We start from the raw sequence: 9,847 nt of genomic DNA, 5'->3' as shown, positions 1-9,847 counted from the left end.
CGCTTCCTGTCCACCGACCCCGTCCACGGCGGCGGCGACAACCGCTACGGCTATCCCGGCGACCCCGTCAACCAATACGACCTCGACGGCAAACGCTGGTACAACCCCGTCTCCTGGGTACGCGGGTGGCGCAAGCAGCGGCGGCGCCACGCCAGCGCTGACATGTTGCACTCAGCAGTGATGTTCGGCGCGGGGATCTCCAGCTTTGGACGAGTCTCGAGCGTCGTACGTATCGTCAAGCTCCGCAACTCACGACGGTGTGTGCGTTCCTGGCGGGGGGCCGCAGGCTGCGCGTGGAGTGTAGCTGGCGTCGCTTCGATCCGTGACACCATGTGGTATGGCAGGAACACGTTCCGGCACGTCAACCGCTTCTACACCAACTTCAAAGCCGACCTCCTCAACTCCATGCATCCCTACCCGCGCTACCGGAAGCTGAAGTGGAGAGGCCGTTTCTAGATGCGCGCAGACGGCAAGTGGCCTGTATGGAAGACATGGGGCGTGTGGGTGCTGGTCGGGGTGATGGCACTGAGCAACCCGAACGATCAGGACTTCCTTGACCGCGCGCAGATGGTCATCTTCGTGATCTTTACCTTGGTCACGCTAGGACACACAGGGCACTGGCTCTACGGGATCGGGAGGCGAATGAAGTAATCGCGTCCCCTCGCGCCACTCTTTGTCGCATGCTTTGGCCCCGCCTCTGGCGGGGCCAAAGCGCATTGTGGCCACATCAGCAGTGAACTGCCCCTACTCCCCCACGTCGACTGTTCATCACCATGGGCTCCGGATTTGTGAGCGATCGTGAAGCCAGGGCCCTTTGCGCTGCCACATGTTGTCCACGGATAACAGCGGTACGTTTTATTGGGACAGCGCGCTGGGAATCACTGAGGCCTGTGGAAGCTGACGAGCCGCCGGGCCGGTCGGCAGGGTCCGGACTGGGGGATCGCTTCAGGGCATGGCAGCTACACGTCGGACAATCTGATGCACAGATGCCGCAACCTTGGGCTGAGAAATCATGTTGTCCGCGGACAACAAGCGATCTCGGCAAGCCGCCGCGGGTGTCGCTATCTAACCTGTCAGCGGTTGGCAGGACTGCCCGGCCCGCCGTTGCTCTGCTGGATCAGCTAAGGGCTGTTCCGTAACTCAGGACTAGGGCAGGTGGGTCATCAGATGCAGATCAGCTTGTCCAGTTGCGCCCCAACTCGTGCCTCTACTGGAGTCAGAGGCAAGCATGGCGAACCGGACACTGACAGGCGGTATCTGGAGTTACGGGACAGCCCTTAGGGAGCGTATTTGGTCGTGATCAAGGTGTGGTCTTGGCGAGCTCCTTGATCCAGATCATCGAAGCGCGGAGGTGGAGGCCGGCGAGGTAGCTTTCGGGCGTCTTGTCGAACCGGGTGGTGATACCCCGCCATGCCTTCAGCCTGTTGATCAGGCGCTCGACGGTGTTGCGCTCCTTGTAGAGCTCGGTGTCGTGGGCGACAGGTCGGCCGCCCCGGCTGCCCTTCTTCTTCCGGTTGGCGGCCTGGTCCCGTTTCTCCGGGATGACGACCTTGATGTGGCGTTCGCGCAGGTGGGACCGGTTGCCGCGGGAGGAGTAGGCCTTGTCGCCGGCGACCGCGTCGGGCCTGGTGCGGGGACGGCCGACAGGCCCGGGGACCCGGACCTTCTTCAGCACGGGGATGAACTGCGGGCTGTCGGCGGCCTGCCCCTCGGTCAGGATGACTGCCAGGGGACGGCACCTGCGTTCGCCGGCGATGTGGACCTTGCTGGTCTGGCCGCCCCTGGAGCGTCCGAGCAACGCGGCCTTCAGTCGAAGCCTGTGTCTGCGCCGGACACATCGCTGCCCGTCCCGTTCCGGGGCTTCAGGGCTGTCACGCCCGTCTTGTTCCTTCGAGCCTCCCCCTTTTGCCGGGCCTTCTCCGCCTCCTCGGCTGCCTTCTCCAGGTCGGCGAGCGTATCGGGGTCCAGGTGCATCCCGGCGGCGTCGTGGTGGGCGCGGACGGTGGTGGAATCCACGCTGACCAGCGACAGGTCCACTTCACCCCGCCTCGCGGCCTTCGCGATGGTGCCCTCCAGCAGGGCCTCGAAGACCCCGGCGTCCCGCCACTGCCTAAAGCGGTTGTGGACCGTCGACCAGGCGCCGAACTCGCTCGGCATCTCCCGCCACTGGCCGCCCGTCCGGAACCGCCACATCACACCCTCGAACTGCCGGCGCAGCCGCTCGGGATAGGGGCCGTACTCACCGATCGGCAGGTACGGCCCGATGAACTCCCACTCGGCGTCAGTCAGCTGCACTCGCATCACACGGCACGGTCTACCGGATCAGGCACGACCACGAGGGCAAAACCCTCAGATTGATCACAACTCGATACGTCCCCTAGCCCGCATCGGCCTGTTGCGCCGACGGATTTGGCCGGGCAGGCCGAAGGGTGCCCCTGGGCAAGCCTTCCTCGAACGGGGGCTTGCCCAGGGACACCTTCGGCGCTGGGCCGCAGACGCGCGCCGGGACCCCGCCCGCGGCGAAGGAGGAACGGGTGCGCGCCTTCGGGACGGGCATAGGGCTGTACGGTGCAACGTACATGGTTTCCGGCCAGGGGTCCGGAGCGAGCACGTGCTGCGCGTGGCTGCCGACACCCACGAGGCCCTGGTGGCATCCTGCGAGGCAGGAGCACAGACGCGCTGGCCGGCTCTGTGAACGGGTAATCCCGTGCTGTCGGAACCGTTGTCCAGAGTTACGGCTGCACGTTCTGGCTGTCGGCGGCCGCGCGCTGGGCGCGGAAGTTGTCCCGGTAGGCCTCGAACACGGAGGGGGCATGGGGGGCAGTGCCGATGGAGGAGTCGTCCCACTTCAACAGGGCCTCGTCGTTGCCGATGAGGGCGGACTTGGTGTAGGTGTGGCTGCCGGTGAAGACGATCTTCTGGTCGGGCACGCCCTTGTAAGCGCCCTCGATGATCAGGTACTTGTTGTGGGTGGTTGTCCCTACCTCCTGGCCGTTCACCATCTGGCTGTGTAGTTCGTGCAGGGTCACGCCGTTGTAGGGGGCTTCGGACTTCTTGAGCCACGTGAGCGACTCGGCGTCGGCCGAGCCGTAGACGACGTCGACGTAGCAGCCGGCCTTGTCCAATTCGTACAACTTCTTTGCGATCGCCGGTCGGTTGATGCCGCCTTGTGCGATTCGGATGACGGTGCGCCCGTTGAGGCCGACACCGGAGCTGTTGCCGTGGCAGAGCGCATGGCCGGGGACGGGGTTGTCCACAGTGTTGAGGATGTTGAGGATGACGTCGTCGGGGTTGCCGTCGGGGCCGGAGGTCTGCCGGGGGAAGAAGTAGGCCTTGGCTCGGCCTGCCTGCTTGTCCATTAGCACGTCGGACAGACGCTTGGTCGGGTCTGCCCAGGCTTCGACCTGCTTCGTGAAGTAGGCATCGTAACCGCTGTAGAGTTCGGCGTTCTCCGTCACTGTCAGGGCGTCGTTCCAGAACGTCTTGCGGTCGTCCGTGGTCAGGTTGCCGGAGGACTGCACGACCACGTTATTTACCGGCACGGTGCCGCTGCCCTTGGTCTGGGAAAACAAGAAGAGCTTGTTGTGGTTGACGCCGTGCCAGTCCTTGTACGCCTCGCCCGCCCAGGCGGCGGGCCGGGTCGCGAGGCATGCCTGTCCCGCAGCACAGCTGCGGACCCACGAGTGGGTGCCCGAACCCTCTGGTCTGTCTTGCAGCTTCTTGAGCTCGGTGTAGGACGTGTTCCACGGGCCGACGTACTTGCCGTCGAGGAGCACCTGGACGTTCACGCCGCGCTGGTGCGCGGCTACCAGGCGCTGGGCCAGCGGTACCGAAGAGAACTCCGCCTCGGTCGTGGAGCTCGCCATGAACATGTACAGAGAGATCTTGATGTCGGAGCCAGGCACAGCTCCGTCGATGAGCGCGGACAGGTGGTTGAAGATCGCGTTGCGCCGTATCGGATCGGTGCTGGTGGGATCGTTAAATACGGCCCCGGTCGTCACCGTCGGCACCGGGGCGGGGCCGGCGGCGGCGAGGGGAGCGGGAACCCCGGTGACGAGCGCCGCCGTGACTGCGACGGCCAGGGGAAGAGATGTGCGCATACGCATCGGTGAGGTTTTCGCTTTCTACTAGCCCCTTCCGAGACGTGTCGCGGAAAGGAGATGAGTAACGGTGAGTCCCGCCCTGCCGCGCACGGCAGGCCGAGCACCAGTGCATGGCGGGTTCGTGAGCCGGACAGTCCGGAGTGGCGTGGCGAGAGGTGCCCGGGCGGAGCCAGGCTGGTGCCGGGCGGCCAGAGGCGTCGTCCGGTACAGATGCTTGGGCTGGGAGCGGCTGCACGTTGCGGGCTGCAACGGGAAGTCAGGCGGTGTGGGAGACGTTGCTGAGGTCGGTCCAGCGGGCGTGGCCGTCGCCACCGTTCCACAGACGGACCAGGTGAAGCCGCTGGTGTCAGTAAGGCTGTAGTCGCTGTGTCCTTCGGCGTTGCAGTTGGCGAATAGGACCAGCCGATGCCCACTGGTTACCCATGTGGTGACAGGGGCCTGCCGGGATGAACCAGCTGCCGTCGCCGCCGTGGTTAAGGCAGGTGTTCACTGACCCGCTGGCCTGGACTACGGAGGAGTCGGCGTAGCTGTCCCCGTCGAAGTCCGTCCACCGTACGCGGGTGGGTCTGTGGTCACACCGACTTTCTTGGATGCACGGCGGAAGAGCAGCCTCTGCGCCAAGATAATGCCTCGATTTCGTGCCGCCCCATGACTCCACCCCCCACTACTCCGCCAGCAGCTCCGGCGGCACCGACACGGCCCGGCCGGCGACCTTTCAGCCTGCGTCTCAACCTGTCAACCCTAGCGGTGGCTGACAGTAAGCCACCGGGACGGCACGCGGAAACGATCACCAAGCTACGGGTACTGCGACAAGCCCACTTGGGACAGCACACGCCAACAAGGGGACCCAGCGCGCCTGACGGCCAACCTGCGGTAGCGCAGACCTGGCATCCGTGGCCTCAAGCCCCGAACTATCCTCAGCACCTGTGACCGCACCACCACACCACAACACGACCTCTTCCAACCTGGCTCGTATCTACCTGGCAGCCGCAAGGCTGCTCCACGTACCGCAACAGGGGTACGAGGGGCTGCTCGGCCTGGCGCCGGAGCACCTGAACGACGACCTGTGCCGCACCCCCACAAGCACGGTGGTCCGCCTAGCGGAGCTGGCGACCGTCCACGCTCCCTGGACCATGCTGTCGCTGGTCCTTGCCAAGGAGTCGCGCCCCGGTGCGCTCGGCGCCTGGGACTACCTGGTCTCCTCCGCACCCACCCCGCTCGAAGGCATCCGGGATGCCTCCGACTGCTTCGCAGCGGTGGGCGATGCCTCCACCGACGCCCTCCACATCAGCGAGGACGGCCAGCAGGTCACCATCCTCCACCACAACCAGGCCGACATTGCCTACGAGGCGGGCAACGCGGTCAGCGCCTACGCCCTCGGCGTATACCGGCAGTGCCTGAGCAATGCGGTGCAGCGCAATTTGACTCCCGTCCGGGTCACGCTCGCCGCGGAAACACCTCGCCGACACGATTCCCTGACCGAGCTGTTCGGCACCCGCGCGATCGAGTTCGAGACACCGGTCAGTTCCCTCACCTTCCTTGCCTCCGATCTCAAGGAGCCCAACCCGGCCGCACAACCGGGACTCTCCGCGGTGTTGAGGCGGCACGCGGAACAGACGCTCGCCGCCTCGGTCCCGCTGCACGACTGGCTGGACCTGTTCCGTGCCGCCCTGGCCTCTGCCCACCACGAGTCCGACACCACGCTGATCGCGGTCGCCCGTCGCATGGCCGTCAGTACCCGCACGGTCCAGCGGCGGCTCGAGGAGCACGGCACCACCTGGAACGGCGAACTCGATTCCCTACGGCGCAGTCACGTGACCCGGCTCCTTCACGACACCAACCTCGCTGTCGATACGGTTGCCGCCCGCAGTGGCTACGCCGACGCGCGAGCGCTGCGCCGCGCGGTGCAGCGCTGGTACGGAACCACACCCGCCGCCCTGCGCCGTAGACCGCGTCCGGCGGACGGGCATCAATAAAGTGAGCCTTTTCCAACCTCACATCTGTGCTGGCCAAGGGCGCGTCGACGAGTGACCATGTCAGCCGGTGACAGACCTGTGACCAGCAGATCGACAGTCGGTCACCATGCTGTGAACGCTCCGACGGACAGGAGCGGCCGACCTGACAGCTAGGTTGGAAAAGGCTCACTGAGCCTCTTTCATCCTGAATAGCTGCAGGTCAGCAGTGTGTGGACGGCCTGAACGATGGTGCCGATGCGGCGGGTGGAGCATCGGGCTCGGCGGAGCAGGCGCCAGGACTTCAGCTGCGCGAAGGCGCGTTCGCCGGGTGCTCTGAGTCGGGCGTGGTCGCGGTTGAATTGCTGGTAGTGCTCTGGCTGTTCGTGGTGGTTCTTGTACGGGGTGCGGACGGTGGCGCCGGCGCCCTGGTAGGCGCGGTCGGCGAGAACGAGGATCTCTCTGGTGAGGCAGGCCTGGACGATGCCATGGGCGCGAGCCGCGGTCAGATCATGGGTTCGCCCGGGTGTCGCACGAGAGAACCACAGCGGTGTGCCGTCGGGACGGGCGATGACCTGCACGTTCATGCCATGCCGGCGGTGTTTCATCGAGTAGTACGGCTTATCGGCCGCGATCCGGTCGATGGGGATCAGCGTGCCGTCAACGATGACGTGGTCGCCTTCACCGAGGCCGGTGAACGCTTCGCAGAGGCCGGGCGCCCAGCCGGCCAGAACGTCCAGGGTCTCGTCGACGTACCGCCAGGCGGTGGCCTGCGATATCCCGAAACCGGCCCCGAGCTGCGAGAACGTCTCGTTCTTCCGCAGATGGACCAGCGTGAGCAGAGCCTGCTTGAAACATCCGAGCCTGCGCCATCGGGTATTGCGAGCTCGACGGCGTTCGTGAAGCAGCCAGGAAACATGCTCGACCAGCTCGTGCGGGACGTCGAGCGTGGCAGGATACGGAACCACCAGGGCCCCTTCGGTCGCCGGTGTGATGAGTGAGATCATCACACCAACGACCAGGGGCCCTGCCTCGTCACCACACCTACTGACCAGCCCATTTCACCCTCCAGCACAGGATGAAAGAGGTTCACTGTCCAAGCCGGTTGGCTTGGCGGACCACCCGGCGGTGGACCGTGTAACGGCGGGCCAGCTCGTGGATGGAGGCGTTCTCCAACCGCCGGTCGCGACGGAGCCGCTCGAACAACTCAACACGCTGCGAAACCCGGCCTCCTGACACGGCCGTAATCACGAACTCACACAGCGTGATCCCGGTCGCGAATCCGGGTCAATACCGCACTACTCCAAACGAGTGCGCGAGCCTCTGAGCGCCCGTGCGCGGTGGGTCGACTCCGGGTGCTCAGATTGCTTCCAGTGCTGTGCGCTCGGCGTGACGCAGCCAGTCGGTGTACCAGCGAGCGAAGGTCACTTGAGTCCCGTCGTCGCTCCGAAGGGGGGCCAGGTCAGCCTCGTCCGCACGATCGTCGGTCCATATCGTGCCTCGGTGCGCGCCGCTGATCACCAGCCAGTCACGCAGGGCGCAGCCGCGGTGGGAGATGACGATGGCGCCGACCGTGCGATCCGGGTTGAACATGACAGCGTCCCAGCGTTCGTCCCACGCTTCGATGGCGTCGTCGAACTCTTCGATTTCTTCGAAGTCCTCTTCCTCGGGGCAGTGGGCCGCCAGTTCCTCCAGTAGCTTCGGGTCCGGACCCTGCTCGGGAAACGGCTCGGCAAGCCGGGAAAGATCTGCCAGCTTGGCGCCGTCGCCCTCCCACCGCCAGCGGCCTTGCACTCGCCGCACCGGGAACACGCCGTAGGCGGGCCCAGCGCCACCCGCGCCGACATACAGGAGGAAGGTTCGGAAGTCCTCCGGCAGCGTCACCTTCATCTGTGCCTCGAGCTCTGCGAGCTCGGCGTGGCTGAGCGGCTGCTCCAGAACCCATTTGTGCCCCAAGGCCCCGAACACGTCGATGCTCGCGGAGGACGTCCCCAAAGCCTCGACCCGTTGACGGATGCCCGCCCACTGCTGATCAATCATGAGCAAAAGGTAGGGGCCGCCACCGACATTGACGTCGGCGGGGCCTCCTGAAAGCCAAGTGGGGCCAAATTAAACCGTTCCTACCCGGGGCCAGACGAAGCCGTCGCAGCGGGGCCAAAGAAGACCGTCCTAGGGCGTATTGCGAAAGCGGATCTTGCTCGTTGATGATCACGTCTCGTGGGATGTGGGGATCTGACGAACGACCAGTGGGCCCGGCTTGAGCCGCTGCTGCCGCGGGGCATCAAGCCGGGCCGTCCGCAGGTGTGGACGCGGCGGCAGCTGATAGACGGCATACGGTGGCGGACGCCGACCGGTGCTCCGTGGCGGGACGTGCCCGAACGCTATGGTCCGTGGGATCGGGTCTACGACCTGTTCCGGCGCTGGCAGCGGGATGGCACCTGGGCCCGGATCGTCACCCGGCTCCAGGCCGAGGCAGACGCGAAGGGCCTGATCACCTGGGACGTTAACGTCGTCTCGACGGTCTGCCGGGCCCACCAGCACGCCGCTGGGGCGGCTAAAAAGGGGACCTCCAGAAGGAGCCACCAGGTGGGATCTTTGTCGAGCCGGCCGATCATGGCCTCGGACGATCGCGCGGCGGTCTGACCAGCAAAATCCACCTCGCGGTCGAGCAAGGACGGAAACCCTTGTCTGTGGTGATCACGGCCGGCCAGCGAGGCGACTCCCTGCAGTTCGAGCCGGTCCTGGAAGCGATCCGAGTTCCCCGGCTGAGGCTCGGCAGACCATGTAAACGCCCGAACCGAGTCCGAGCCGACAAGGCATACGACTCCCGAAAGAACCGCGTCTACCTGCGCAGACGCGGTATCAAGGCGACGATTCCGGTTCCGGCGGACCGGGTCCGCAACCGGCGTAACCTTGGCTCCCTTGGCGGCCGGCCGCCGAAGTTCGACAAGGCTGACTACAAACAGCGCCACGCGGTCGAGTGCGGCATCAACCGGCTCAAGCGCCACCGCGCTGTCGCCACCAGGTACGACAAACTCGCCGTCCGCTACGAAGCGACCGTGCTGGTCGCAGTCCTCAACGAGTGGCTGTGACCGAACACCGCAGTCGCTCCATCAGCGCTCGGACTCAGATGCCAGGACACCTTCGGCGAACAGACGCCTAAGATGTCCGGTCAGCAGACCGGGGGCGATGGAGGGAGGAACGGGAAGCCAGGTAGTTGCGGCCCCAAGCACGGGGTTGCCAGCCTCATCAAGGGAGGCGCAGCCCCAGCCGCGACGTGCACCTCTGGTCCCCCAGAACACGACGATTCCGTTCACCCACGGCCCATGGGTGAGCGCAGGATCACCCTTCGGCCAGTAGAAGGCCGTCCCACCAGACTCGTCCCATCGCTCTGTAGGAGGCAGACCTGCGGCCTCGAGAGCCTGAGCCGAGGCCGAACAGTACTGCCGAATCTCGGCATTGCTAGCCGCAGCCGATGCGCCAGCCCAACTAGTCATGACTCTCCTTCACCTCGAACTACTCAACCACAGCAGTCACTACCAGCACTTTCGCAACAGGCCCTAGGGCAGGTGGGTCACCAGGTGCAGATCAGCTTGTCCGGTTGCGCCCCAACTCGTGCCTCCACTGGAGTCAGAGGCAAGCAGGGCGAACCGGATACTGACAGGCGGTAGCTGGAGTTACGGGACAGCCCTTACTGATCGTTTCAGAATGCCGTCCTGCGGAGACGCTGGCAGCCCATGGAACAATCCCTTCAGCCACGGGCTCAGGGGGGATGACGCCGCATGGAACGGG

Annotated in this window: 6 protein-coding genes and 1 pseudogene; 3 read left to right on the top strand and 4 right to left on the bottom strand. The window is 65.4% G+C overall.

Annotated features, from left to right (window positions below; genetic code table 11):
• Nucleotides 1–456: RHS repeat-associated core domain-containing protein (locus tag OO47_RS37110; RefSeq protein WP_158708744.1), on the top strand; the 456-nt coding region annotated here is incomplete at its 5' end.
• Nucleotides 457–1,300: 844 nt separating this feature from the next.
• Here OO47_RS37110 and OO47_RS35800 read toward each other — a convergent pair.
• Both OO47_RS35800 and OO47_RS32460 read right to left on the bottom strand, forming a co-directional pair.
• Nucleotides 1,301–2,304: pseudogene (locus OO47_RS35800) on the bottom strand (IS5 family transposase).
• 428 nt (nucleotides 2,305–2,732) lie between these two features.
• Complete coding sequence (locus OO47_RS32460) at nucleotides 2,733–4,106, bottom strand: phospholipase D-like domain-containing protein (RefSeq protein WP_030223266.1); 1,374 nt, start codon at nucleotides 4,104–4,106, stop codon at nucleotides 2,733–2,735.
• A gap of 923 nt (nucleotides 4,107–5,029) precedes the next feature.
• On the opposite strand from OO47_RS32460, the gene OO47_RS32455 reads away from it, so the two are divergent.
• The gene (locus tag OO47_RS32455) at nucleotides 5,030–6,079 is read left to right on the top strand and encodes a helix-turn-helix domain-containing protein (RefSeq protein WP_030223260.1); all 1,050 of its coding nucleotides are present in this window, start codon (nucleotides 5,030–5,032) and stop codon (nucleotides 6,077–6,079) included.
• Between the two features lie 179 nt (nucleotides 6,080–6,258).
• On the opposite strand, the gene OO47_RS32450 is transcribed toward OO47_RS32455, so the two are convergent.
• The gene (locus OO47_RS32450) at nucleotides 6,259–7,065 is read right to left on the bottom strand and encodes an IS5 family transposase (protein ID WP_078490123.1); all 807 of its coding nucleotides are present in this window, start codon (nucleotides 7,063–7,065) and stop codon (nucleotides 6,259–6,261) included.
• A gap of 349 nt (nucleotides 7,066–7,414) precedes the next feature.
• On the bottom strand, nucleotides 7,415–8,095 hold the full coding sequence (locus tag OO47_RS32445) for an SMI1/KNR4 family protein (protein ID WP_030223254.1): 681 nt from the start codon (nucleotides 8,093–8,095) through the stop codon (nucleotides 7,415–7,417).
• A 177-nt stretch (nucleotides 8,096–8,272) separates the two neighbouring features.
• Between OO47_RS32445 and OO47_RS35795 the strand changes: the two genes are divergently transcribed.
• A protein-coding gene (locus OO47_RS35795; protein ID WP_199812371.1) for an IS5 family transposase occupies nucleotides 8,273–9,147 on the top strand; the annotation gives its coding sequence in 2 pieces (ribosomal slippage) (nucleotides 8,273–8,666 and nucleotides 8,666–9,147; 876 coding nt in all).
• Nucleotides 9,148–9,847 lie beyond the last annotated feature (700 nt).

The sequence above is a fragment of the Streptomyces bikiniensis genome (genome assembly GCF_000716625.1).
In the GTDB taxonomy this organism is placed as follows: Bacteria; Actinomycetota; Actinomycetes; order Streptomycetales; family Streptomycetaceae; genus Streptomyces; species Streptomyces bikiniensis.
Note: the sequence above shows the minus strand (reverse complement) of the source record. Positions and strands in the feature narration are given on the sequence as shown.